Below are 25,375 nucleotides of genomic sequence, written 5' to 3'. Positions count from 1 at the left end.
GTTCTTTCTTACTTGGAATTAGTGCTTATTTAATGTGATAAAATGTGAACTATATTCTTGAAAATGGAGAATTATTATGAGTAACAAAAAAAATAAAATTAACAACGCAGAAATTAAAACAAGAGTAGCATTTTTCAGACCCAGTCAATAACGTTACTATTTGAAAAAGGAAAATGATTATGTCTGAAAATTTAATTAACACTGTTACAACCAAGATCGATTTCAAACAAGCATTGAAAGAAGTCGGAATTAAAGCTAATGATGCTTGTCTTGTTCACACAGCAATGAGCAAGTTTAACTATGTTCCAGGTGGGCCCGAAACTATTGTCCAGGCTTTGGAAGAAACTTTATCAGATGGCACATTAATGATGCCTTCTCAAGTTACAACCAATTGTGATCCCGCAACTTGGGAGTATCCACCAGTTCGCAAGGACTTGATTCAATTCGTTCGTGATAATATGCCACCTTATAATCCAGCAACTTCGATTACTGTAGGTTTGGGTGTCACTCCAGAATATTTTAGAAGATTGCCTAATGTTGTTCGAAGCAGTCACCCTTATTTACCGATCGCAATTTGGGGTAAAAATAAAGAAAGTATTGCTGAGAGACAAACTCTCAACATGCCCTATGGTGTAAACAGTCCACTAGATTATCTTTATCAAAATTATTTTCTTAGGAACAGACTACGAAACCTGCACGATGCTTCATTACGCAGAATCAACAATTGGCCGCAAAACTGAAACTTGCTTAGCTGCAACTGACGTTGACAAAAACGGCAAAACGATTTGGACCAAATATCAAAATATTGATATGTATTCTTATGATGACTTTAACGAATTGGGAGCAGCGTTTGAAAAAGCTCATCCTAATAAATGGAAAACTATTAAGCTGGATAAGGGTGTTATTAAGTTAATTGATGCACATGCATTAATTGATTTTGCACGTGAATGGTTTAAACAAAAAGATAATCATCAATAACAAATAACGGTAAGAGCACAATTTTAAGCTCTTACCGTTTTTATTATTCTTTAAAGCTGAGCGACCACTTTTGATCCTATCTCCAATCCTACACTATGTGATTCACTGCCCCAGTCACGTTCATCATAGTTTTCCATATCTGCTAAAGTATCAGCAGTAAATAAGATTTGAGCAAAATCAACATCCCTAAATTGGGCACAGGCAGCTAAAGCAGCACATTCCATTTCCACAGTGGCTGCCCCTAATTGCTTGAATTGTGCAACCTTTTTAGGTGTCTCTCTAAAGAAACCATCTGTTGTCCAAGTGGTAACTTCATCATAATCCAGATTTAATTCAGATAATGCTTTTTCTACCTGCTTTAAAAAATCACGATCTAAATCAACAAACTGTCCCGGGTCCATATAGTGAAAAGACGTTCCTTCATCACGGATTGCTCGTTTAACCAAAAACATTTCATTCTCTGGTAAATCATTTAAAGCACCTGCAGTACCAATCGTTAGAACTGTTTCTACACCATAGGTAATTAACCACTCTAATAATTGTACAGCTGCAGGGGCACCTAATGGCGCCTGACATAAAGTAAAAAATTCATTATCAATTTGAACTTCATAGATTTTAGGATTGAATGAAACTGATTCAAATTCTCCTAAAGTGCGATGAAGGTGCTTATCTAAAAATGCATTGATTTCTTTCTCCGATACAAATGCATAAAGCAATCTTGAATGAAAATGAAATGGTTCTTGATCATGATTCGGTTCTATTACTGCATGCGGATTTTCGTCAAAATCTAAAATAAATGGTTGTTTATTCATAGCTTTACACTCCATTTTTAGTTGAAATATTATTATAAATTTACTAACACTTGAGATCCGATATTAAGTCCAACACTATATGAATCATGACCCCAGTTACGTTTATCATAGTTATCCATGTCAGCTAAACTATCAGCAGTAAACAAAATTTGTGCAAAATTTATGTTTCTAAATTCCGCGCAAGCAGCCAAAGCTGAGCACTCCATTTCTACAGTTTTTGCACCTAATTCTTTAGCTTGCAAAACTTGGTTAGGAGTTTCTCTAAAAAAGCCATCTGTTGTCCAAGTTGTTCCCTCTTCATATTGAAAACCTAAATTTTTTATTTCATTCTCAACTTTTTTTACAAACTTATTATCTAATTTAATAATCTTACTTGATTCTTTGTAATAAAAAGACGTACCCTCCCCACGAATCGCTCTTTGCGGAACAAAGATCGTGTTTTCAGGTAAATCGGCTAGTGCTCCTGCATTTCCAACAGTTAATACTTGTTTAACTCCATAATTAATCAACCAATCCAAAAATTTAGTTGAAGCTGGCGCTCCCACTGGAGCTTGACATAAAGTAATTAGTTGATTATTGATTTCTACTTCATATACTTTAGGTCTAAACGAAACAGTTTTAAATTTCCCCAAAGTCTTATGAGAATGTCTATCTAAAAAAGATTTAATTTCATCATCTGGAACAAACGCAAAAAGCAATTTCTCATGAAATTTATATTGTAAATTTTCAACTCCAGGTTCTATTATGGCCTGTTTATGTAAATCAATATCTAAAATAAATGGTTCTTCATTCATGTGTACCCTCTGCTTTAATTAATAAATGGATAGTCCCCATTAAATCGATAAATTCAATAACCACTGCCTGTGCAATATCTCGAATCAGTTACTAGTCTTCTATACTGTCAAGCATTCGCTTACCTATGTTTCTAAAAGCAATATCATTAATTTTTTCAGTATAATTTAAAATTCCAATTGCCGTAGTAAAAACTAAATACTGTTTTGTCAGATTTGATAATTGATAATCTGAATTTTCAGTCGAATACCCTTTCAAAAAGGAATTGATTAATTTCTGATTTAATGAAAAATCCTGATAGAACAATTTAATAAAATCTTGATATGCGGGACCCAAACGTGCTTTTTCAAAATCAATTAGCGCTAATTTCCCATTAATGTACTTATAATTTCTAATACCCACATCTCCGTGTAAGACAAAATTTGAATTTGTTTTTAGATTTTCTTGAATTTCATTTTTATTTGATTTAATTTTTCTTGCAACTTTAATTAGTTTGTTTTTATAAAAAGAATCTTGAAAAGTATTTATTTCAGATAAATAGTTATCAAATTGATTTTTGACAATCTTTATTTTTGGAAAAGGCTGAACATGAGTATGAAAATTACCGAGAACTTGTCCCATTTTAAATGCTAAATTTTGGTCAACACTCGATGATATATCTCTAGGCTTAACATCCTTTAAAACCAAAATATATTTATCATCGATTAACATATTCGTTATTACACGGTCATTCAATTGATTCGTAACCATCTCTTCCGTATAGTCTCCTTGTCTTTTTGCAAATTGCTTTACAAAAATTGACTGCTTATATAAATTGCTATAACCTACAAAAGTTTTGTTAAGAGATTCATGATTGATTGGCTTTAGATTACTGTGTAGCTCTTGATTTAATTTTTCAACTAGGGTCATTTTTTCTTCTCCATTTGAATATCATTTATGATACCCTGAATTTCATCATCTAAACTCATTCGACTAGTAAAAGCTCGTTCTGAAATAAATCCAATATAATCATTGGCGTTCCACCATGAACGCATTTTTTCTTCGCCAAAGGAACTTTCATGACGCTCTTTGTGTCGTCTCATTGTTTCTTCAAATGGAATATCAAAATAGTAAGCATAAATTTGATCGCCAAAAAGTTGTTGAGCTTTTCTAAATAATTCTGAATACCATTTTGCATTTAAAATACCTTCTAAAATAGTATAGGAACAATGAGTATAGCCATACTCCAGCAAATTTTCTAATAGTGGTAAGGCTAAAGTGTTCTCTCCATCTTTAACATTTAGCATTTCTCTTCTAACTGTATCTTGCGGAATTAATAAAGTATTACGTGGCAATCGCTGATGAATTTCCTTAGCTAAAGTTGTTTTACCACTACCTGAATTACCTCTGATGATAATTAATTTTGGTTTCATTGTTTTTACTTCTTTCTGTGAAAACTTGTTTTTGAACGATATAATTAAAAGAAAAAGAATTCTTCTATTTAATCAATTTAAGGATAACTAGTTGCTATGAAAAAAGATCTAAATTACTACATGAAGCTCAATTACTCAACCGAATTTTAAAAAATTGTAGAAGATGATGGCGAAACATATTATCGTGTTACTACTCCTAAACTTCCCGGTGTTATTGCCTATGGTGATTCATTAGACGAAGCTATCACTGAATTAAACGGTGCAAAAAAGGCATGGTTTTCGTCTTGCTTAAGACGTAATATAAAGATCCCAGAGCCTGTTAATAAAAATATTCTGGAAAACTATTAGTTAGAATGCCTAAATCATTACATGCTCATTTAGCTGAGGAAGCAGATGAAGAAAATGTTTCATTAAATTCGTTTATTGTGACTAAATTGGCACAAGGATAAACTAAAAAATGGAAGAGTGATTAGCTCTTCTATTTTTATGCTATAACCACCAATCAGGAGTTAATTCGCCGAGCGTAACAACTTTTTCATGTTCATAATCAAGCATTACTTCAACATCCTGATAATGACCTTCCATCAATTGCGCCATGAATTCACGACAAGCCCCACACTGTGCACCAGTTTTGCCATTCGGCATGATTGCCAATACGCGTGTGATATTTGACTCACCATTAGTAATCATATAAACAGAGCGTTGCGTTCAGCACACACTCCTAAAGTAGAAGCTGTATCTACACATACCCCTGTGTAGATTTTACCTGAGCTAGATAGAACCGTAGCTGCGACTCCACCAGCTTCCATGTGGTTTGATATTTCACGAAAGTTTTGTACTGCTTTAGCTTTGTGATACATTCTTTGCCATATTTTGTCTAGCATTACTGTTCCTTCTTCTTAATTAATGGAATAATCAGCAAAATTACCGCAAAGTATATTGCTGATACGAAAAACATTACTTTTAAGTTTCCAAACAAATTCATAATACTATTACTGATAAATAAAGACAGACTCACTAAAATTTCCGTAATGAATGATACAGTTGAAAGCATTGTTGATTTATTGCGTTCACCATATATTGCTTCATTACTAGTAGCTGAAATTTGTCCCGACATCATTCCCATTAATAGCTCAATTGCTAAAAATAAAACTAAAAGTAAAAATTTATTATCGACAATTCCACTCAATACAAACATAAAAATCATACATACTGTATTTATCAAAGTAATATTTTTCACATTAAGCAAAGTAGATACTCTACTATATATTACTGATCCTAGAATAAGCGCACACATGAAAAGCGTATAAATCAGCGATAAGTTAAAGCCTAACTTTTCGACATAAATAATTGACCAGTAGATAAGAATAAACTGTGTGCCACAATCATATCCCACATTTAGCAAAAGTAAAATCCAAAAATTCTTTTTCCAAAAAAAGCTAATAATACTTCTTAGATTATATCCCCTTTGTTTCTGAACTTGATCTATTGCTTTATTATCAGAAAAGGATAAATACTTAACAGTAATAAATATAAATAATGGATAAATAGCTAATCCAACCATAGCAAACCAAATAGGTGCAGTATCTTTAATTTCAAATAATCAGGTGCGATTTTATTTTGCTCTTGCAAATCAGTTATATATGAAACTAAAGTTCCTGAATTTAGCGCTAATCCGATTCCATATAAAAGCTCTGCAAGTGAGAAAACCAAGAAACTTCTAAATAAAATTAAGATTAAGAAACTAGTTGCAATAATTAAAGAAGACAATGTTAAAACTTTTAGTCTACCAATTTTATCTGCTAAATAACCTGCTGGTAAAAGACCGACCATTATTCCTATATTTTGAAAAGATTTTATCGAGCTAATACTAGCACTTTCAATTCCATTCTTTGCATAAAATAGCGAAAAAATTCCTGACATTGAAGATCGAAAAAGTGTAAAAACAACTGTAAAGGCTAAAAATAAAATCGCAATTTTAAAACTAACATTCTTCTCTCTTATAATAATCAACCCCTATAAGTTTTTTATTCAAACTCCGCTTGCCAATCAAGATCATGAAATGCTTCAAAACGCACTTCTACTTGCTCCTTTGATCCCTTATCTTCACTTAATTTGGGTAAGTCATCCAGAGCAAAATATCCACTGGCAATTGTTTCATCATTTTCCGTAAAACTACCACTGACCGGCTCACATAAGAAAAATACTGTAGTAATTCCATAAGGATACATCCCTTTATAACGTTTATTACAATCATGAATCGCAATTAATCTTTTTACTGCAATATCGATCCCTGCCTCTTCTTTGCCATATGTTAAGCCAGCTCGAGCCAAACTTTATAGTTTTTTGCCCAATCAATTAATTTGTCATCTGTCATAAAATATTTCCTACTTTCTATCAGCTCTATGCTTTAATACAGCTAGCCAAATTAGATAACCAATAAAAATAATTAACCCAAATATTCCCCAGATAATTAAAGTGATATTTCTCAATTCGGGAGTTTGTGCTACACCAGCCCCGTCAACTTTTCTAACGCTAAGATATACACTGACTGCTACGAATAAAACTAATACGATACTTCCACTAATTTTCCATGTTTTCATTTACCTTTCCTCCAGTATTTATGTTTTAATTTGTTTCATAATGTAACTAGATATACTACATTTATGAGGTGATATTTATGACAACAACTACTGTGCGTTTGCGATTACCAGAAGACTTAAAAAAACAAGCAACAAAAGTATTTAATGAATATGGGCTTGATTGGTCATCTGCAATGCGAATGATTTTAACTCAAGTTGTAAGTGAAAATGCCATTCCCGTTAATTTATCTAGATATTCTGAAATTTCGCCGTTCATGAAATCTAATATTAAAAAATCGCTCCAAGAATACAAGGCAGGAAATTATAAAACTGTAGATTCAACAGATAAATTATTTAAGGAGTTAGATAAAGATTAAAGGAGTTTTTACTCCTTTTTATTTTCTTCAATTACCTTCTCAACACTCGGTGCAATCAAATTCTCTTCCAATTCCATATCAACTGGCTTGCATTCAGGATCAATACATTCATCCCAATACTCAATATGCTTCTTATCGATATAGCTTTCAGATTCTTCAACAGCATTACCGCCCTCGCCTTGAACCGAATACCAGTAAAAGTAAGTATAGCCATCTGGATTTTTTCTTTAAAGACACTTTCGACATACATCTTTTCACCAGCCATCGTAGCTACAGTATCAACATGATGCTCATTCAAAAGATCCATCCACTCTTGCGCTTTAGCTTCTTTTCCCTTTTTAATTCTGAAACGAGTCAGTTCTACTTTAGTCATCATTGATTATCTTCTTTCCATTTACATATTTTCGTTTTGCATTAATAGCAACTTTCTTAACAATATCTTCGCCTAGATCGCTACCCAACATTTCAGAAATTCCTAGTAGAAAAATAGCTACATCAGCTAGCTCTTCGTTAATATTCTCTTGATCCTCTTTTAACCAAGCTTGAAACAGCTCATTACTTCTCCATACAAACAAAGAAGTTCAAATTTTATATCAGTGGTATTAAAATTATGGTTTTTCTTATTTTCGATAATTGCTTTTTGTAATTTTTTGGTGTCTATAATCATAACTAAGTTTCTAATATTTACTAATAAAATCTTTTTCTACTATTTTCTTTAAATTAGAATCAAGCAATGAATAGGAATTCAATTTAACATATATGTCTTCCAACATTGATTTCAAATTATTAAATTTATAATATTCCAAAAGATCTCCTGAATATGGATCAAAAGTTATAGATTTTATCCAATTAATAAAACTACTAGAGCTAATCTTATTAACTTTAAAGCCATTTATAAAAACATCAGCTAAACGATATTCTTCTCCATCAATAAAACGTTTATCAATATTATTCAGCATCTCTCTTACTGCTAATAAAAATTTTTCTACCATTTCTTGATCAAAATCTTTATTTAACATACTGTCTGCTAAGGCATCAGAACAATGTGCAATTGCATGAACCCAGCCGTATTCTTTTGAAAAGCCAGTGAATTCATGCTCACTTTTCAAATAATAAATTAAATTCTTAAATACTTGTTGCTCTTCATCCTTATCTAAGATTTGATAATACCGCGAATCTTTATTATCATTTGTTCGAATAATTAGATCCCACAATAAACATGTAAAAGATCTTGTTAGTGTTGTTTTTCCACTTTCTTTAATGCAATAAAACAATAGATTTCTTTTACTAATTTGATCTATTAAAAATCTAACTTGCTGTTTAGTAAATTTCTCTTCAAAAAAGCCATTACCAAAAATATTACAAACTAAATTATCCCGAATTACATTGTCTGGATTTCCAATATTATCAAGGAGCCAACTCACTTCTTTGTCAGAAAATGAAGCATTTAAATCATTCACTTTTTGCTTTAACATTTGTATGTTCATTTTTACTTCAACTCCATCGTATCCTGTGAAAAATCAACCGGATAATCATCCGACCACTTTTCTGTAACTGTTTTAACAGTCTTAAAGCCATATTTTTGATATAAAGACTTGGCCGCAATATTGTCAGTAAATACATCCAGTTTTACAGGCTTCTCTAAATGGGATACCGCAACCTTCATCAGCTCATTGCCAATTCCTTGCTTTTGATAATCAGGATCAACATAGATGAATGACAATTCATGTGCTCTTAGGCCAACAAATCCGAGTAATTTTCCTTCTTTAACAGCTACGTAAATTTCACAATCTAATAAATAGCCTAAATATGGGGCATCCCTCAACGACAAAAACACTTGCTCCAAGCCAGCACTTTTAAGTTCCTGCATTCTCGCCCTATCCATGACGGAACAAAGTTGGTCAAAATATTGTTTGTCATACTTTTTAATCTCAACATCCATATTTTCACTCCCCCATTAATCAATTTTTCATCTAAATATTAAAAACAATTCCAATGACACAGCACAAAGCAATTGTCATAACAAATGAAATTAATAAAGCTAAAATGAAAGCTACGATTGCATTCAATTTTTTCTTAAGCAAAAAGTATAATGCAAATATTGCGATTACTTGAAAGCAAGTTACCGCTGTAGTCATATATTTAGCAAGGCCAAGCACTGGGGAAAGCAACACTATAGCTATATCAAGCACTGCACCACCTGCATAGTATTTCCAAGAAACTGTCTCAAAAAATTCTTGAAAAGCAATCATAATGAAGCCAATTCCAATAGATACACTCATTGGCGATAAAATAGATTCTGTCATGGGTATACTCCTCTTCCCTTTTTATTAATTACAAATAATACATAATTTTATTCTCATATTCAATAATTTATACTAATATATTTCTTATAATTCCAAACAAAAAAGCTAACCGAATTTTATCGATTAGCTCATCATTTTATATTCATTAAACTAAAACAGCTTCTTATATTCCCCATAACCTTGCTCATCAAGCTCATTATAAGGAACAAATCTCAACGCCGCTGAATTAATACAATAGCGTAGACCACCACGATCAATCGGACCATCAGTAAAAACATGGCCCAGATGTGACTCAGCTTCTGGACTAGTCACTTCTGTCCGCTCCATCCCATGCGACTGATCGCGATGATAGGTCAACTTTTTAATTGGCTTAGTAAAACTAGGCCAGCCGCATCCCGCATCATACTTATCCTGACTAGAAAAGAGCGGTTCCCCAGAAACTACATCAACGTAAATACCTTTTTCATAGAAATCATCATACTTACCAGTAAAAGGATATTCGGTTGCCGCTTTTTGCGTAACGTTGTACTGTTCTTCATTTAGCTTCTTTAAAGCACTTTTCTTTTCTGCTTCACTTAAAGTCATCTAATCATTCCTTAAATATGTTCTGTGGTACTTGGAAAAAAGTTATCAATCTGCTTTTCATAAATGTCAAAGCGATATCTCGTCAAAAATTCATTGGCTGGATCATAAATTCGCACTTGGAGCATCTCTTGTTTATCATTCGTATGAATTTCTTTATTGGTCACTTCAAGCCATGGCTTAAAGGCTGCAATTACATTTTGATAGGAACTATAAACGTGTACGTTTCGCTCAATAACCTCGCCATTACGGGCATATCTTCGGGCGCTAATTACATATACTGTATTGTCATTCATTATTTTTCTCCTTGGTAGCTAAAAACTCTCTTACTTTTCAATTTTAAGCCTTTTTAGGAATTCTTTTATTTCAAATGCATTAAAAAAACGCCAGAATTTTCTGACGTTAATTTTCTAAAATACTGAAGTAAGTACCGCACCAGCAACAATCAATACCAAACCAATTCCAGTATAAATGAAGCCTTTCTTGGTCTTTGCTTCGTGCAAGAAGATAATTCCACCAAGAGTAGAAATAACTACACAAAGTTGTGACATAACGAAGGCTAAGTTTACCCCGTTCATCTTAACTGAAACGATGTAAGCTAAAGCAGCAATGGCATAAATAATACCAGCTGGAATTACTTGATAGCTTTGCTTTTCCTTAAATACTTGCGTTTGCTTAGTGGCAACTAAGTAAATGAACGCAGCAATCAACATCCCAAGAGTTTCAGCAAAGAAGATCATTACGCTGTCGCCTTCAAAGCCTTTGGAATGGAACTTGAAGTGATGTAACCAAGAGTAGTTAAAACCAACACGATCATGGTTGTGGTTTGATTCTGCTTATTACCTTCTGCAGTTCCCTTATCAGTTAGTGAAGTACATGCCACACCGATAATCAAGGCTAGAATACCAAGAAAAACAAAGATCTTAGCTTGCGTACTTGCCCATTCGCCAAAGATTAAAACACCAACCAATGGCACACCGATTAGCTGCAAACCTGTCGAAATTGGCATTGTTTCAGAAACCCCAACTTTGGAGTAGCTGTAGTACTGACCAACTTGACCGATCACCCAAGCTGCTCCGGCAAGCATTGCTAAAATAAAAGTAGTTGCGTTAAATGCAGGATGTTTAATTAAAGTAACAATCGCACCAAAAATAAATGCACCAAGCACCGTCCCTAAGATTTGGTGATATATGCTACTCTTTTTGACTCCAGCAACAAACATCGGCATTAGACCCCAGCCGATTGCTGGAATAAATAGAAATAGATAACTCATTCGTTTTTTCTCCCTATATTTTTTGTTAAAAAGTTACAAAAACGATTGTATCAACGAAAGCGCTTTTAGTGCAAACATTTACATTCAGGAGATTTAGGTTATCAATCAAGAAGTAACTAAACAATTTTCAATAAGTTTGTAGAAAATAATTTTAAGAAAAAAGCAATGACAAAATTCATTGTTTTTAAATACATAATTTTAATTTTTCCTCAAGATCAAATAAAGTAATACATGAAACACCAAAATGCTTAGCAATATCTGGGATTTTAGGTTCATGCCTAATTGGACCACCGTTGTGCTTCCAATTCCACTCATTATTTACATCATAACCAAATTGACCACTTTCTCTTTCAAAGGTAACAATTTGATAATTATATTGGGAAGCTATAGCTATTAACAATGGATCTGCTTTCCCTGGTTTTTTCCATTCATTAACACTACCTGTTTGATATGCTCCACAATTTTGGACATAATTAATAATTTCTGCATATTTGGACCAAACAAAAGGATCCCGATTTTTATCATACACTAAATTAGAGAAATGCTCTTGAGTCCATTTCTCTAATCTAGGATCAACATTTATTTCATCAGCTACACATTTCGAGATAACTAACAAACTATTCTCTTTATTTAGCTCTTCATTAAGCCACTTCCAATATGAGGGAAATGCCTTAAAGCTATAGTATCTCTTCATCGGCTCAATGAAACAATTACTATCCAATAGATATTTCACCATCTACATTTTCTCCTCAACTCTCTGTTTTAAACTATCATATCCCTTCATATTCTTAACATTAAGCAGACTAAAAGCATCTAAATAAGTAGTATCACCAGCTTCTGTGCTATTAATCACAGAAGTAGCAAAATTTATATCAATCCGATATGCCAACGTATCGTAGAAATTTGGGCCACCTTTGTTCTTTCGATTAGCAACGTTTTTAGTAGTTTCTCCTTTAACCTCATCAACCACTCTTTGCGTAATCAAACCATAATTCTTAGCAGTAATTGCGGTTGCTATTGGGCTAGTTTTAAATTTTTTAGCAATTTCATAAATTTTATCCAATGCTAAATCATTGGATTCTATCCAAGCCTTAACAAAAATATCTTTATCAAACAAAATACATTCTGAAATTTTATTAACTTGTTGCTCCAGCTTTTTATTCAAATATTGCGGATTGGTTTGAAAATTATAATTAAAAATCTCAGTTTTTTCGTACCATAAATGAACTAGTTCATGAACTAGAGAAAATAATCTTGCATTCTCGCTATCCTTAGTATTAATAAAAATGAATGGAGCATATTTATTTATCAAAACAAAGGCTCTAAATTCATTAATATTTAAACTATCTCTAGTTTTGTTACCGACAAAGCTGCCGGTCTCAGTAACTATTCCTTTTTGACTAAGCTTCTTTCTTAAGAAATTAAAGGCATTCTGATTAGATTTAAGAGTACTATTCCATCCCTTCACTAAATCAAAATATTTTAAAATTTCCTCCGCAATTTCTTTATAAGAAGCTGACCGATATTTCTTTTTATTCCCCATGCCAATAAATGCTATTTTTGAATAGCCTTCCTTAATTCGATAATCTTCAAGCCAAGCTGCTCTTAGTTGTATAGCATCTATTGTACTCAGTAACCCATGACTCGCATCTGTAATTCCACTATTATCAATAGTCCGAAATTGAAGTAGTGGCATTTCTACTCTAGGCGGTTGAGACAAGAAGAAATTACCAAAAGGGATTTGTGACTTTTTGCTAAGGTTCTTTAATTGATTAATAGTTGGTGTCTTTTCGCCTTTTATCCAAGTATTAATCTTATTTATCCATTCTGAATTAAGTTGAGTCCCAGCTATCTGTAGAACCCAATTGAGGATGTCATTATTTACTTTAAAAGTTGCGGTAGCCATATTATCGCCTCTCTTCTTGAACATATATTCTGTAGTTAAATTCTATCAAAATTATTTTAAATAGGCTAGCAAAATATACAGTGCTTTGAGAAGTTGCTTTCTAACCACTATCTTCTATTCTTACGCACCGTTTCTAACTTAAAGCTTTCCTCAACTTTCTTTAAAATTCGTTGTTCATTTTCGGTAAAATTCATCCGTGTTTTATCTTGATTATTAATCCATTCGTTTTCTCCTTCAATTCTGTACACGCTCAAAAATTCGCTGTGATAATATAGGCCCAAATAATATCTAACTTCTCCTGTAAATGCACTAGCCCACTTAACCACTTTTAAAATCCAATCTGGCTTATGATAAACTGCTACGGTTTTCAAGTTTCCTTTACTATCTTCTAATTTGAATTCTTGACGCATTAATCCTCCAATAGTTATCATCTTTGATACTGTTTTCATTTCTTTAACTATACTAAACGGCTCATCATGAGACTGAATATTGGTTTTACCAATTTCTGAAAACTCAATCCGATTATCTCCATAAATCACTTTTCCTCTATCGCCGAAAAACAAATCTGGTTCAACTTGAATTCTAGCTGCATATTGAGAAAGATCAATTAATTGCAGATGCTTTTTACTAAAGCTTTGTTTGGCTTGATATTCTATTAAAGCCGTCAGTAAACTTACTTTTTCAGCTTCCGTTCTAACATAAATTTTAATAATATCCTTTGCAATAAACTCCAAGTAGTCTTTAATAATACACTTAGTTTGCATTAAGTTAGTAGAATCGTGATCAGCGTAAATGGAACGGATATTTTTGTTGAAAGAAAATAAATCCCAATCCACATCTTCTTGTAAATTAAATGACATCTCTTCTTTATTATTCAATTCACTATTGATAAGTAGGCCACCACGTTCTAAAATGCGTTTCAAACTAAAACAAATGAAGACCGGTACTGGAACAGGTGCAAAAGAATTACAATTACCCGCTGCTTTGTTCAAAATTCCTTCATTTTGATATTGTTCCGGTGTTTTAGGTCTTAATGAATGTTTTAGGTCTTAATGAAAAAGTAAGATGATGATCCTCTGACATATTTCTATTTTGATCTTCGGAACCAATTCTAAAATTAGACAAAATCTTAATTGCTTGATCAGCACTAGTAAGATACCAAGTCAAGCCTGTAGTTCTTGATTCAATATCCTCATACCATAAAGAATTAACCTCACTATTTTCTAATTGATAGTACGCTTTTTTATAATTACTACGCGCTTGCTGTGAAAGAACTGAACTGTTGCTGTGATTGATAGCATTTTGCAAAATAATTCGTAAATAATGATCATCTTTCAACCAATAGTTTAAAACCAATGAACGTTGTTTAAAATATTCATTACTATTTTCACTTGCACCAAGCAAATGTTGATACTCTGTTTCATTATTTGGATAACCAAAGTCGACTTGACAGTAATCATTCATTAACTGAAGCAATTCGTTCACACTAAAATCACTTTTAATTTCATCACCAACAATCTGATAATTCTTTAAGTAAAACATCAACAATGGAATTTTTTGACCGTAAATTTGAGAACTATCAAATTTCTTCATATCATCAATCAACATCTGTGCAAGCTTCATCTGACAGATATCCGCACCAACATTTATAAAATGAACTTGATCAACCTTTACTTTTCCAGCGGCTATTAAGCCTTGAATCTCAGTTAAATCTTTCCCCTGCTGTTCATATCTACTAATTAATGAAATTTGCATTTTAAATGCTTTAGTAAATTCACCAATTAAACTAGAAAACCAAAAATACTTGCCATTAAATTCAACTCGATAAATTTGTGTTGCCTTTTCGTTCAAAAAAATTCAATTTTTTTGTAAGAAATTTCAATTTTTATCTTTTTTTAATCAAAAAACGATGCATCCCTCAGCTGAGAGAAACGCATCGCAATTTTTAATCTATTCTATCTTTTATTTCAAAGCATCTGTCGCAAATGATCTGTTTTCAAGACTAGTCAGCAAAGCATCTGCCGTATCAAGTGCAGTAATTAGTGGCACGTTTTGACCAATGGCAACTTGTCTAATAATGAAGCCATCGGAATTCTTTTCAATGTCGTGCCCCATGGTATTAATTACCAAATCAATCTTGCCGTTTCTTAATTCATTCAGAATGTTTTCCTTAGATTCTTCATCTTCGTGAACCTTAGTAACCGGATCAACGTGCAAATCATGTCCGCGTAAAAAGTCTGCAGTCCCTTTCGTAGCAAAAATTCTATACCCAATCCGTGCAAATCTCTTAGCAATTGGCAAAATCTTTTCCTTATCACGATCTTCAATGGTTAACAAAACATTACCGTTTTCAGGCAATTGCATCTTGGCACCGGCAAAGGCCTTATAAAGCGCCTTAGCAAAGGTATGATCACTGCCCATGACTTCACCAGTTGACTTCATTTCTGGCCCTAAGTAAGCATCAACATCTGATAGTTTACTGAAGGAGAAGACTGGTGCTTTAACAGAAATCATATCTGGTTCTGGTGCAAGGCCATCGCTATAGCCTTGCTCAGTCAAGCTTTCACCCATAATTACTCTAGTAGCAACTTGAGCCATCTCGATGCCAGTTATCTTGCTCAAGAATGGCACCGTTCTACTTGCTCTTGGGTTGACTTCGATTACATAAACCTCGCCATCGCGGACGATGAACTGGATATTCATGATGCCGACACAGTTAAGTTCCAAAGCCAATTTTCTAGTAACTTCCGTAATCTTGTCCTTAACTTCATCAGAGAAGGTTTGTGGTGGGTAAACGGCCATGGAGTCACCGGAGTGAACCCCAGCGTGTTCAATGTGTTCCATAATCCCTGGCAAAAGCACTGTCTTACCGTCACAAATGGCATCAACATCACATTCGCGTCCATCAAGGTAATCATCAACCAAGATTGGGTGATCAGCGGCAATGTCCACGTGGTCTTGCAAATATTCCTCAAGTTCTGCCTTAGTATAAACAATTTCCATTGCCTTACCGCCTAAAACATAACTTGGACGAACCAAGACCGGGTAACCTAACTTTTCAGCTGCTGCAATTACGCCTTCATGAGTAGTAGCAGTTAAACCTTGCGGTTGGTTAAGCTTCAACTTCTTGATGATTTCATCAAACAATTCACGGTCTTCGGCGCGGTTAACGTCCTTAACTTTGGTACCCAAAATCTTAATGCCATGTTTTTCAAGACCAGCAGCTAAGTTAATTGAAGTTTGACCACCGAATTGCACAATCACGCCTTCCGGCTTTTCCAAATCACAGACGTTTAACACATCTTCCAAGGTCAATGGTTCAAAATACAACTTATCTGAAATCGAGAAATCAGTCGAAACAGTTTCAGGGTTGGAGTTAATAACGATTGCTTCATAGCCCATCTTTTGCAAGGCTTTAACTGAGTGCACCGTTGCATAGTCAAATTCGACCCCTTGACCAATTCTGATTGGGCCTGAACCGATAACAATGACTGACTTCTTGCCCGTCTTATGCGATTCATTTTCTGCATCATAGGTTGAGTAAAAGTATGGCGTACTTGACTCAAATTCTGCCGCACAGGTATCAACCATTTTATAGACCGGGATAATGCCATGAGCTTTTCTAAAGCCACGGACTTGATCTGCATTTTCATGCCAGAGGTTGGCAATGGTTGGATCGCTAAAGCCATATTTTTTGGCCAAACGCAAAGTATCGGCATCATCCTTGTTCTCTTCAAGGGTCTTCTCCATCTCAACCATGTGTTGCACGATATCTAAGAAGTAATAATTAATCTTCGTTAATTCGTGCACATCTCGAGCTGAATAACCGCGTCTGAAAGCTTCAGCTAAGTAAAAGAAGCGATCATCTTGGGCCTTGACTAATTTTTGCTCTAGCTGTGCATCACTTGCCTGATGTGCTTCAGGTGAATAAAGATCTTTTTCATCGATCTCTAGTGATCTTACCGCTTTTTGCATGGCTTCTTCTGCTGTTCGACCAATGGCCATAACTTCACCGGTAGCCTTCATTTGCGTACCCAAAACTCGGTCAGCCTTAGGGAACTTATCAAATGGCCAGCGAGGGATCTTGCAGACTACATAGTCCAAAGCTGGTTCAAATTCGGCATAAGTGGTCCCCGTTACTGGGTTCTTGATTTCATCTAAAGTTAAACCAACGGCAATCTTAGCCGCCATTTTGGCAATTGGATAACCAGTTGCCTTAGAAGCCAAAGCACTAGATCTAGAAACTCTTGGGTTAACTTCGATCACATCATAATTAAAGCTATTTGGATCAAGGGCAAGCTGAACGTTGCATCCCCCTTCAATCTTCAATGCTCTAATTAGCCGCAACGAACAATCACGGAGCATTTGATATTCTTTATCAGACAAAGTCTGACTTGGTGAAAAGACGATGGAATCACCAGTGTGAATACCGACTGGATCAAAGTTTTCCATACAGCAAACGATCATGGCGTTATTATTATGATCGCGCATTACTTCAAATTCGATTTCTTTGTAGCCTGCAATTGATTTTTCAATTAAACATTCCGTTACAGGAGACAATTCCAAACCGTTTTTGGCAATCTCGGCTAATTCATCATGATTGTGACAAATACCACCACCGGTACCACCCATGGTAAAGGCTGGACGAACGATAATTGGATAACCAATTTCATCCCCAAATGCTAAGGCATCTTCGACCGTCTTAACCGTCTTAGAAGGTGGAACCGGTTCACCTAATTTTTGACAAAGTTCCTTAAATTTTTCCCGGTCCTCTGCTTGTTCAATTGAAGCAAGCTTTGTACCTAAAAGCTCAATATGGAGTTCATCCAAAATTCCTGTTTTTGCCAAAGCCAATGCCATGTTCAATCCAACTTGACCACCCAATGTTGGCAAAATCGCATCTGGATATTCCTGACGAATAATTCGAGAAACTGAATCTACTGTTAAGGGTTCAATATAAACCTTGTCGGCAATTGTAGTGTCAGTCATGATTGTTGCTGGATTGGAGTTGACTAAAACAACCTCATAACCTTCCTCGCGCAGAGCCAAGCATGCCTGAGTACCAGAATAATCAAATTCTGCGGCCTGACCAATAATAATTGGACCTGAACCAATCACCATAATCTTATGAATATCTGTTCTTTTAGGCATGATGCTCTTCTTCCTTTCTTTGATCAATCATTGACATAAAATCATCAAATAGCGAATCCTCGTCGTGTGGTCCTGGTGTTGCATCTGGGTGAAATTGAACCGAAAATGCAGGATATTTTTTATGTCTCAATCCTTCTACAGTGCCATCGTTAACTTCTTCATGGGTAATCATTAAATTATCTTTATCAATTGAATTTGCATCAACTGCATAACCGTGATTTTGAGAGGTAAAGCCGATATGACCGGTCGCAATCTCACGGACCGGATGGTTAAAACCGCGGTGACCAAACTTCATCTTGTAGGTTTTAGCACCATTAGCTAAGGCAAAAACTTGGTGGCCCATGCAAATTCCAAACAGCGGCACATGTTTTTCTACTTCTTGCACCATCTTGGTTGCTTCGATCATTTCTTCTGGATCACCTGGTCCGTTTGAAAGAAGAACACCGTCGGGATGCAAGTTTAATACTTCTTCTGCAGTTGCGGTATATGGCAAAACGATACAGTTGCAGTCGCGCTCAGCCAATTCACGTAAGATGCTGTGCTTAATACCGAAGTCAAGCACCACGATGTTACGTTTGGATCCTGGGACCGGGTAGGCACTCTTAGTGGAAACGCGGCTAATTACGCCTTGAGTGACATTCTTTTGCTTTAATTCTTGCGCTATTTTTTGTGCATCTTCTTTAGAATCAGCTATCTTGCCGCGCAAGGTGCCGTGAACTCGCAATTTTTTAACCAATTCTCGGGTATCAATTCCTTGAATGCCTGGAATATGCAATTGCTTCAAAAATTCTGGCAAAGTAGTTTGCATCCGCCAATTATCAGGATGGCGTGCAACTTGATGACAAATCACGCCTTTTATCTGTGGCTGCAATGATTCGTAATCGGCTAAGGTAATGCCGTAATTGCCAATTAATGGATTAGTGAAAACCAAGATCTGGTCGGCATAAGACTGGTCAGTAATTGCCTCTTGGTAGCCGGTCATCCCCGTCGTAAAAACAACTTCACCAGTAGTTTCTCTATCGCTGCCAAATCCTTCACCAGCATAAATGCTGCCATCTTCTAAAATTAAATAGCGCATTACTCTTCTCCTTTTTGATATACAACTTTGCCATCAACCATTGTCATTACCGTTGCTCCATAAACCTTTTGTCCAGTAAATGGGGTGTTGACGCCTTTTGATTGGTAATCTTTTTCTTTTAATTCTGTTTCATGTTCTAAGTCAAAAAGTGCAACATCTGCTGGACGTCCGGGTTCCAGCACTCCTGCCTTTTTTAAGCTAAATACTTTAGCCGGTTGATCACTCAACCAAGATAACAATTGCTCTAATGTAAAGACCTTATCGTTTTTAACAAATTTGGTATAAAGCGTGCTAAAGGCTGTCTCACTACCGGTAATTCCAAAAGCCGCATTTTGCATTCCACCTTGCTTTTCTTTTTTAGCGTGCGGAGCATGATCAGTTGCAATTAAATCGATCGTGCCGTCCAGCAAGCCTACTAATAAAGCTGCTTGATCTTCCTTGCTTCTAAGTGGCGGATTCATCTTGTAATAGCCATTGTCCTTAGGAATATCATCTTCAGTTAAAAGCAAGTGGTGTGGTGCGGCTTCGCAAGTAACGTTAATTCCGCGCGCTTTTGCCATTCTCACTAATTCAACGCTAGTCTTAGTTGAAACGTGGCAAATGTGATAATGAACACCTGTTTTTTCGGCTAATAAAAGATCTCTTGCAATCTGAGTTGTTTCAGCTAGTTCAGTTACTGGCAGCAAATTCAGTTCTTTTGCCTTTTCTCCTTCATTGACGATGCCGTGATTAAAAAGTGAATCATCTTGAGCATGCGCTGCAACAATCAAGTCATTCTTCTTTGCTTCTTGCATAGCAAGGTACATCGTTTGAGCAGTTTGCACGCCGTGACCATCGTTACTGAGGGCAAAGGCACCAGCTTTTTTCAATGTGGCATAATCAGGCAGTTCATCTGTTGTTTCATTTTTGGTAATTGGACCATATTGAAAAATGTGCACGATGCCTTTTTGTTTATTTTCTTGAACCATCTTTTTCATTAAATCAGGCGTATCTGGAACCGGCGTCACATTAGGCATGGCTCCTACTGTAGTAAAGCCGCCATGGGCTGCAGCCTTGCTGCCAGTTTCAATATCTTCCTTATATGTTTGTCCAGGATCGCGGTAATGGACATGCACATCAACCAGTCCTGGACTAACCAACTTACCAGTTGCATCGATGACTTTGTCGCCAGTTAAATCAGTACCAATCGCTTTAATTTTTTGATCTTCAATTAGCACATCGGCATGAATCAAACGTCCATTTTGATAAACTGTTCCATTCTTAATTACTGTTTGCATTATTCAAGCCCTCCGAGTTTTCTACCACGCAAAACTGCTTCCAGCATGGCCATTCTCATAAAGACGCCATTTTCCATTTGACGCACAAACATGCACTTGTCGCTTTCTACCAAATCACCGCTTAATTCAACATTATGATTAATTGGACCTGGGTGCATGATGATCGCATCTTTTTTCATAGCCTCATAGCGTTTATGGTTAATACCATATTTTTCATGGTAACTGTGAGCATCAAATTTCTTTTCATTAGGATCACCACTATGACGTTCGTGTTGCACCCGTAGCAACATCATGACATCCATTTTAGGGATCAATTTATCAAGTTCTTCATACTTGCCATATTGGTCAAAGTCTTTAGAATACCAATATTCAGGGCCAGAGAAGTAAACTTCTGCGCCAAGTCTAGTTAAAAGCTCCATGTCACTTTTGGCTACGCGGGAATTAGTGATGTCACCGACGATTGCTACTTTTAATCCCTTGAAGTGATCAAAGTGTTCGTGAATCGTCATCATATCAAGCATACATTGGCTAGGATGCTGACCCAAACCATCTCCTGCATTAATCACACCGATGTTTAATTTTTGATGCTCTTTTAAATTAATCAAATCTTCGTAATATTCATTTTGTGAGTGACGAATCACTTCAAGATCTACTCCTAAAGCATTCATCACTAGTGAGGTATCGTATAAAGTCTCACCCTTGTTGACAGATGAATGAGCTGGATCAAATGGAATCACAGTCAAGCCCAACTTTCTTTCCGCCATCTCAAAACTAGTATGAGTTCTGCTTGAATCTTCAAAAAACATGTTAGTGACGTAAACCGGTCTGGTTAACCCAGGTATAGCTCCACCTTTTTTGAAGTATTCTGCACGTTCAATCAGAGCCTCAACTTCATCATTTTTCAAATTTTCAACACTAACAAAATGTGGTAAAGCAACAAGATTTAAATTTTTCATGTTCTGTTCTTTCTATCAAAAAAAGCCTGAAGCATTTAATTGCTCCAGGCTTCTTCTCCGTATTTTTGTATACGAAAAACTAAGCAACCCTTCTGGCCCTCTCTGGAGTCAATTAAATGGTTGATTATTTATCTGTTATTCTTTTTACTTAGGCAAAGCCTTCAGTTCAACTGAATCTTTGCCATCTTTTTCAATCACATTAACTGCAACTTGTTCATCTGCAGAAGTTGGAATATTTTTACCAACAAAGTCTGCTCGAATTGGCAATTCTCGGTGGCCGCGATCTACTAAAACTGCAACTTTAATCAAGCTTGGTCGACCAACGTGCATGAGCGCATCCATGGCTGCTCTGATTGTACGACCCGTGTAGATTACGTCATCAATCAAAACTACTCGCTTATTGTTGATGTCTACACCAATATTGTCTGAATTAACCACTGGATCTTGCTTTAGTGAAGCATCATGGCGGTCATCACGGTAAAGCGTAATGTCTAATTCACCAACAGGCACATCTACGCCTTCCAATTTTTGAATTCGATCATGAATTCTATTAGCTAGATAAACGCCACGAGTCTTGATCCCGACTAAAACCAAATCATCGGTTCCCTTGTTTTGTTCAATGATTTCATAGGTAATTCGCGTTAATGCACGCTTAATTGCCAATGCATCCCATATTTCTTTTGCCATAAAATTCTCCTAACTCTGCCCATGAAAAAAGCTCCCAGCCTACATTGAGACTAGGAGCTTTTAGTAAAGTAAAACTATTTAAGCCTGCCTTGCTAGCCTCACGGGACTAATTTTAAAGGACATTCATTGCTTTAAAGTTACTGTAATTGAATATGTTTGTCAAGAGTTAATTAAATTTAACTTGTCCAACCAAATCATTGATGTCTTCTACGCCTAATTTTTCTAGTTCCGCTGGTAATTCTTCGGCGATATGCTTACTTGCCAGTTCATCGTTAAAATGAGCAGTCCCAACTGCTACAGCATTAGCACCAGCCAGCATAAACTCAATTACATCTTGAGCAGAATTGATTCCGCCCATCCCGATGATTGGCAAAGTTGTAGCTTGACGGACCTGACTAATCATGCGAATGGCAATCGGCTTCACAGCTTCACCAGATAAGCCGCCCATGTTGTGACCTAAAAGGGGCTTTCTAGTTTTAATATCGATCCGCATTCCTAACAGAGTATTAATCATCGAAATCCCGTCTGCACCACCGGATTCGGCTGCTTTAGCAATCTCAACAATATCAGTCACATTAGGAGTCAATTTGACATAAATTGGCAAAGCAACTGCCATCTTAATCTTTTTGGTTAACTTTTCAACTACACCGGCATGAACGCCAAAACTCATGCCGCCTTGTGCCACGTTAGGACAGGACACATTAATTTCTAACGCATTGACTAAGCCAGAATCAGACAGTTTTTTTGCGACTTCGACATAATCTTCTTCGCTGTCTCCTCCCACGCTGGCCATAATCGGCAAGTCGGGATATTGATGACGTAATTTAGTTAATTTTTCACTAATTACATGATCAACGCCAGGGTTAGTCAGCCCCACGGAATTCAAAACACCATCTTCTAAAACCGCAATTTGTGGCTGCGGATTACCTGTTGTAGCGTGCGGAGTTGTAGTTTTAATCACCATTGCACCTAATTCATTTAAATCAAATTTTTGTGCGGCTGGCACATCGCCAAAACCAAAGGTGCCACTAGCTGGCATTACTGGATTTTTCAAATCTAAACCGGGTAAATTTACATGAGTATTAACCATAATTTTCCTCCAAAATGAATGCTCGCTGTCATTCGCTTATTTTTTAGAAATTGATTCTACACGCCTTTTATTTTTTTGCAAGGTCAAAAATTTGCTGTTGTATTTTCTAATCAGGGGTGTTAAACTTCACCTTGATCAAACTTTAAACGGTACAGAGAGACCGCAAGTTCAAAATATTGGCTTAAATTTATCTAGGGAAAGTCTATACCTGGTGTCTCTCTGCACTGGTATAGACTTTTTTGTATGGAGGGAAAATGAAACCTGTAATTGTTGCTTTAGACGTTGACAATCAAGAACAATTAACAAAAATCTTATCTAACTTAGGACAGCCGCAAGATGTTTTTATCAAGATTGGCATGGAACTTTTCTATCACACGGGTCCTGAATTAGTAAAAAAATTAGCAAAACAAGGCTACCAAATCTTTTTAGATTTAAAATTGCACGATATCCCCAACACTGTTTATCAAGCAGCAAAACTACTTGCACAACTTGGCATCACCTACACCACCGTTCATGCATTAGGTGGCAGCCAAATGATTCACGCTGCCAAAGACGGTCTAATTGCGGGTACGCCTGCAGGAGACACAGTACCAAAACTACTTGCAGTTACTGAATTAACTTCTATTTCAGACGAAGTTCTGCGTTTTGAGCAAAATTGTGCTTTATCAATGAGTGAACAAGTAATGAGTCTTGCTAAAACGGCTAAAAAGTCAGGAGCCGATGGCGTAATTTGTTCACCACTCGAAGTTAAAGAATTACATCAGGCAATTGGTAATGACTTTTTGTATGTCACACCTGGCATCCGACCAAAAGGAAGTAGTAAAGATGATCAGTCCCGTGTGGCTACACCAGCTCAAGCAAGAGAATGGGGCTCAACTGCTATCGTAGTAGGTCGTCCTATAACCTTAACAAGCAACCCTCATGCAGCATACGAAGCAATTAAAAAGGAGTTTAATTAACATGCATCAAGATCAAATTATCAGTCAACTTATTCAAGAAAAAATCATTTCTATTTCACCTGACAAGCCATTTACTTATGCTAGTGGGATGCTTTCACCAATCTACACCGATCTGCGCTTAATGGTTTCTTACCCGGACTTGCGCGATATGATTGCTAGCGATTTAGCAAATTTAATCGCTAAAGAATTTCCTGAAGCAGCTATCATCGGCGGTGTAGCTACAGCTGGTATCCCTCACGCAGCACTTGTTGCTGAAAAATTGCACCTGCCAATGATCTATGTTCGTCCTAAGCCAAAGGACCACGGTAAAGGTCGCCAAATTGAAGGTCGTTTTACTGCAAATGACAAGATTGTATTAATTGATGATCTGATCACTACAGGTGGCTCTGTTTTAAACGCAGTTAAGGCAACTGAAAAAGATGGCGGCAATGTCATCGGTGTTTCTTCAATCTTTACTTATTACTTGCCTGATGCAAAAGAAAACTTTGAAAAAGCAAGAGTTAAATATGCGCCGCTTCTTTCTTACCCAGAACTACTCAAAAAGGAAAATGAATCTGGTCATATCACAAGCGAACAATACCAAACATTAAAGACCTGGCATGAAGATCCATGGGCTTGGAAGTAACAAAAAAGGGATCAACTTTTCAAAAGTTGGTCCCTTTTTTGTTATTCAGACAAAGAGCTTTTTCCTAGACACTTAATATCTTTTTCTTTTCAAATCATCATGATCACCAGTATCAATTAAGATAAGAATCAAATCACCGGTTTCTTTATCAAAATCATATTCTAATAGTCAATTCCTTTAATATGTAGCTCATAATAATTGGTCAACTTATGAGCATGATGTTGTTTCAATTTCTTATGTAATTATGTGTATATTTAATCTTCATCAGGAGAATACAGATCCTTTCGGAATTCTTCTAATGAATTGTACTCTCCTGCATACTGATGATGTTTTGCTTCATATACAGCCTGATCTAATTCCGATCTACCTGTACTTGGAGCGAATGGAAGTTTGCCATGTTGATTAATATAAATATAATACATTTTTGTGGCCGTAGTCATATCTATTCCCATCTTTTTCAGATTAGCTGAAACTGTCAAATCTTTTGTGTAAATAGATCTTTCTCATAGATTGATTTTTTATTCTTTATTTA

29 protein-coding genes and 5 pseudogenes are annotated in these 25,375 nt (G+C 35.7%); 6 read left to right on the top strand and 28 right to left on the bottom strand.

The annotated features are described in order from the left end of the window. The first annotated feature begins 179 nt into the window (after positions 1 to 179). Positions 180 to 978 (top strand): annotated as a pseudogene (locus tag BLP58_RS00175) (AAC(3) family N-acetyltransferase). A gap of 50 nt (positions 979 to 1,028) precedes the next feature. On the opposite strand, the gene BLP58_RS00170 reads toward BLP58_RS00175, so the two are convergent. The 4 genes from BLP58_RS00170 to BLP58_RS00155 form a co-directional block, all read right to left on the bottom strand. Further along, positions 1,029 to 1,790: a nucleoside phosphorylase gene (locus BLP58_RS00170; RefSeq protein WP_013853853.1), complete on the bottom strand. Its 762-nt coding sequence runs from the start codon at positions 1,788 to 1,790 to the stop codon at positions 1,029 to 1,031. A 32-nt stretch (positions 1,791 to 1,822) separates the two neighbouring features. After that, on the bottom strand, positions 1,823 to 2,584 hold the full coding sequence (locus BLP58_RS00165; RefSeq protein WP_013853852.1) for a nucleoside phosphorylase: 762 nt from the start codon (positions 2,582 to 2,584) through the stop codon (positions 1,823 to 1,825). 91 nt (positions 2,585 to 2,675) lie between these two features. After that, complete coding sequence (locus BLP58_RS00160; protein WP_013853851.1) at positions 2,676 to 3,491, bottom strand: phosphotransferase; 816 nt, start codon at positions 3,489 to 3,491, stop codon at positions 2,676 to 2,678. Continuing rightward, positions 3,488 to 4,036 (bottom strand): kinase, encoded by a 549-nt coding sequence (locus tag BLP58_RS00155; protein ID WP_256330598.1) that lies wholly within the window; start codon positions 4,034 to 4,036, stop codon positions 3,488 to 3,490. Before BLP58_RS00155 ends, BLP58_RS00160 begins: the two co-directional genes overlap by 4 nt. A 111-nt stretch (positions 4,037 to 4,147) precedes the next feature. Between BLP58_RS00155 and BLP58_RS12235 the strand changes: the two genes are divergently transcribed. Then, positions 4,148 to 4,342 (top strand): type II toxin-antitoxin system HicB family antitoxin, encoded by a 195-nt coding sequence (locus BLP58_RS12235; RefSeq protein ID WP_226908603.1) that lies wholly within the window; start codon positions 4,148 to 4,150, stop codon positions 4,340 to 4,342. A 5-nt stretch (positions 4,343 to 4,347) separates the two neighbouring features. Continuing rightward, positions 4,348 to 4,443 (top strand): toxin-antitoxin system HicB family antitoxin, encoded by a 96-nt coding sequence (locus tag BLP58_RS12230; protein WP_023061612.1) that lies wholly within the window; start codon positions 4,348 to 4,350, stop codon positions 4,441 to 4,443. 40 nt (positions 4,444 to 4,483) lie between these two features. Here the strand turns inward: BLP58_RS12230 and BLP58_RS12610 are convergent. The 5 genes and pseudogenes from BLP58_RS12610 to BLP58_RS00120 all read right to left on the bottom strand — a co-directional run bounded on the left by BLP58_RS12610 (position 4,484) and on the right by BLP58_RS00120 (position 6,597). Next, a pseudogene (locus tag BLP58_RS12610) lies at positions 4,484 to 4,878 on the bottom strand (cytidine deaminase family protein). Next, positions 4,878 to 5,558 carry an MFS transporter gene (locus BLP58_RS00135; protein WP_013853848.1) on the bottom strand — a complete coding sequence of 227 codons (681 nt, stop codon included), beginning with the start codon at positions 5,556 to 5,558 and terminating at the stop codon, positions 4,878 to 4,880. The pseudogene BLP58_RS12610 and the gene BLP58_RS00135 overlap by 1 nt, the downstream one beginning before the upstream one ends. Further along, positions 5,546 to 6,007 carry an MFS transporter gene (locus BLP58_RS00130; RefSeq protein WP_226908586.1) on the bottom strand — a complete coding sequence of 154 codons (462 nt, stop codon included), beginning with the start codon at positions 6,005 to 6,007 and terminating at the stop codon, positions 5,546 to 5,548. Before BLP58_RS00130 ends, BLP58_RS00135 begins: the two co-directional genes overlap by 13 nt. A 14-nt stretch (positions 6,008 to 6,021) precedes the next feature. Further along, entirely contained in the window at positions 6,022 to 6,327 is a 306-nt protein-coding gene (locus BLP58_RS00125) for an NUDIX hydrolase (RefSeq protein ID WP_013853846.1), read from the bottom strand. Positions 6,328 to 6,381: 54 nt separating this feature from the next. Further along, positions 6,382 to 6,597 (bottom strand): DUF3923 family protein, encoded by a 216-nt coding sequence (locus tag BLP58_RS00120; RefSeq protein ID WP_013853845.1) that lies wholly within the window; start codon positions 6,595 to 6,597, stop codon positions 6,382 to 6,384. Between the two features lie 77 nt (positions 6,598 to 6,674). On the opposite strand from BLP58_RS00120, the gene BLP58_RS00115 reads away from it, so the two are divergent. Then, on the top strand, positions 6,675 to 6,953 hold the full coding sequence (locus BLP58_RS00115; RefSeq protein ID WP_013853844.1) for a type II toxin-antitoxin system RelB/DinJ family antitoxin: 279 nt from the start codon (positions 6,675 to 6,677) through the stop codon (positions 6,951 to 6,953). A gap of 8 nt (positions 6,954 to 6,961) precedes the next feature. Here the strand turns inward: BLP58_RS00115 and BLP58_RS00110 are convergent. The 18 genes and pseudogenes from BLP58_RS00110 to BLP58_RS00025 all read right to left on the bottom strand — a co-directional run bounded on the left by BLP58_RS00110 (position 6,962) and on the right by BLP58_RS00025 (position 23,259). Next, a pseudogene (locus BLP58_RS00110) lies at positions 6,962 to 7,326 on the bottom strand (DUF6176 family protein). After that, positions 7,319 to 7,620, bottom strand: a pseudogene (locus BLP58_RS11740) (MazG-like family protein). Before BLP58_RS11740 ends, BLP58_RS00110 begins: the two co-directional pseudogenes overlap by 8 nt. Before the next feature lie 10 nt (positions 7,621 to 7,630). Further along, positions 7,631 to 8,428, bottom strand: coding sequence for a DUF2785 domain-containing protein (locus BLP58_RS00100; protein WP_013853842.1), 798 nt, complete (start codon positions 8,426 to 8,428; stop codon positions 7,631 to 7,633). A 14-nt stretch (positions 8,429 to 8,442) separates the two neighbouring features. After that, a complete protein-coding gene (locus tag BLP58_RS00095; protein WP_013853841.1) occupies positions 8,443 to 8,895 on the bottom strand; it encodes a GNAT family N-acetyltransferase in 453 nt (150 codons plus the stop codon). A 31-nt stretch (positions 8,896 to 8,926) separates the two neighbouring features. Continuing rightward, positions 8,927 to 9,259, bottom strand: a complete 333-nt coding sequence (locus tag BLP58_RS00090) for a hypothetical protein (RefSeq protein ID WP_013853840.1) — start codon at positions 9,257 to 9,259, stop codon at positions 8,927 to 8,929. Positions 9,260 to 9,409: 150 nt separating this feature from the next. Further along, complete coding sequence (gene msrB, locus BLP58_RS00085) at positions 9,410 to 9,844, bottom strand: peptide-methionine (R)-S-oxide reductase MsrB (protein WP_013853839.1); 435 nt, start codon at positions 9,842 to 9,844, stop codon at positions 9,410 to 9,412. 11 nt (positions 9,845 to 9,855) lie between these two features. Beyond that, positions 9,856 to 10,137, bottom strand: coding sequence for a hypothetical protein (locus tag BLP58_RS00080; RefSeq protein ID WP_013853838.1), 282 nt, complete (start codon positions 10,135 to 10,137; stop codon positions 9,856 to 9,858). A gap of 114 nt (positions 10,138 to 10,251) precedes the next feature. Beyond that, a pseudogene (locus tag BLP58_RS00075) lies at positions 10,252 to 11,114 on the bottom strand (GRP family sugar transporter). 184 nt (positions 11,115 to 11,298) lie between these two features. Continuing rightward, positions 11,299 to 11,850 (bottom strand): DUF4411 family protein, encoded by a 552-nt coding sequence (locus BLP58_RS00070; RefSeq protein WP_013853837.1) that lies wholly within the window; start codon positions 11,848 to 11,850, stop codon positions 11,299 to 11,301. Beyond that, positions 11,851 to 13,020, bottom strand: coding sequence for an ImmA/IrrE family metallo-endopeptidase (locus BLP58_RS00065; protein ID WP_013853836.1), 1,170 nt, complete (start codon positions 13,018 to 13,020; stop codon positions 11,851 to 11,853). It lies immediately after the preceding gene. A gap of 107 nt (positions 13,021 to 13,127) precedes the next feature. Continuing rightward, complete coding sequence (locus BLP58_RS00060) at positions 13,128 to 14,012, bottom strand: hypothetical protein (protein WP_013853835.1); 885 nt, start codon at positions 14,010 to 14,012, stop codon at positions 13,128 to 13,130. A 31-nt stretch (positions 14,013 to 14,043) separates the two neighbouring features. Beyond that, positions 14,044 to 14,871 (bottom strand): hypothetical protein, encoded by an 828-nt coding sequence (locus tag BLP58_RS00055; RefSeq protein ID WP_013853834.1) that lies wholly within the window; start codon positions 14,869 to 14,871, stop codon positions 14,044 to 14,046. 111 nt (positions 14,872 to 14,982) lie between these two features. Further along, a complete protein-coding gene (carB, locus tag BLP58_RS00050; RefSeq protein ID WP_013853833.1) occupies positions 14,983 to 18,171 on the bottom strand; it encodes a carbamoyl-phosphate synthase large subunit in 3,189 nt (1,062 codons plus the stop codon). Further along, a complete protein-coding gene (locus tag BLP58_RS00045) occupies positions 18,164 to 19,249 on the bottom strand; it encodes a carbamoyl phosphate synthase small subunit (RefSeq protein WP_013853832.1) in 1,086 nt (361 codons plus the stop codon). The genes carB and BLP58_RS00045 overlap by 8 nt, the downstream gene beginning before the upstream one ends. After that, the gene (gene pyrC, locus BLP58_RS00040) at positions 19,249 to 20,526 is read right to left on the bottom strand and encodes a dihydroorotase (protein WP_013853831.1); all 1,278 of its coding nucleotides are present in this window, start codon (positions 20,524 to 20,526) and stop codon (positions 19,249 to 19,251) included. Before pyrC ends, BLP58_RS00045 begins: the two co-directional genes overlap by 1 nt. Beyond that, positions 20,526 to 21,482 carry an aspartate carbamoyltransferase catalytic subunit gene (locus tag BLP58_RS00035; protein WP_013853830.1) on the bottom strand — a complete coding sequence of 319 codons (957 nt, stop codon included), beginning with the start codon at positions 21,480 to 21,482 and terminating at the stop codon, positions 20,526 to 20,528. The genes pyrC and BLP58_RS00035 overlap by 1 nt, the downstream gene beginning before the upstream one ends. A gap of 144 nt (positions 21,483 to 21,626) precedes the next feature. Next, a complete protein-coding gene (gene pyrR, locus BLP58_RS00030) occupies positions 21,627 to 22,169 on the bottom strand; it encodes a bifunctional pyr operon transcriptional regulator/uracil phosphoribosyltransferase PyrR (protein ID WP_013853829.1) in 543 nt (180 codons plus the stop codon). 166 nt (positions 22,170 to 22,335) lie between these two features. Next, the gene (locus BLP58_RS00025; RefSeq protein WP_013853828.1) at positions 22,336 to 23,259 is read right to left on the bottom strand and encodes a dihydroorotate dehydrogenase; all 924 of its coding nucleotides are present in this window, start codon (positions 23,257 to 23,259) and stop codon (positions 22,336 to 22,338) included. Between the two features lie 254 nt (positions 23,260 to 23,513). Between BLP58_RS00025 and pyrF the strand changes: the two genes are divergently transcribed. Both pyrF and pyrE read left to right on the top strand, forming a co-directional pair. Continuing rightward, positions 23,514 to 24,218, top strand: a complete 705-nt coding sequence (gene pyrF, locus BLP58_RS00020) for an orotidine-5'-phosphate decarboxylase (RefSeq protein WP_013853827.1) — start codon at positions 23,514 to 23,516, stop codon at positions 24,216 to 24,218. A 1-nt stretch (position 24,219) separates the two neighbouring features. Beyond that, positions 24,220 to 24,843, top strand: a complete 624-nt coding sequence (gene pyrE / locus BLP58_RS00015; protein WP_013853826.1) for an orotate phosphoribosyltransferase — start codon at positions 24,220 to 24,222, stop codon at positions 24,841 to 24,843. A gap of 254 nt (positions 24,844 to 25,097) precedes the next feature. Here the strand turns inward: pyrE and BLP58_RS00005 are convergent, their stop codons facing one another. After that, positions 25,098 to 25,283 (bottom strand): hypothetical protein, encoded by a 186-nt coding sequence (locus BLP58_RS00005; protein ID WP_013853825.1) that lies wholly within the window; start codon positions 25,281 to 25,283, stop codon positions 25,098 to 25,100. Positions 25,284 to 25,375 lie beyond the last annotated feature (92 nt).

It is taken from the genome of Lactobacillus kefiranofaciens (assembly GCF_900103655.1).
Taxonomy (GTDB): Bacteria; Bacillota; Bacilli; order Lactobacillales; family Lactobacillaceae; genus Lactobacillus; species Lactobacillus kefiranofaciens.
The sequence above is the reverse complement of the archived record's forward strand: the minus strand, read 5'-3'. Positions and strand labels throughout refer to the sequence as shown.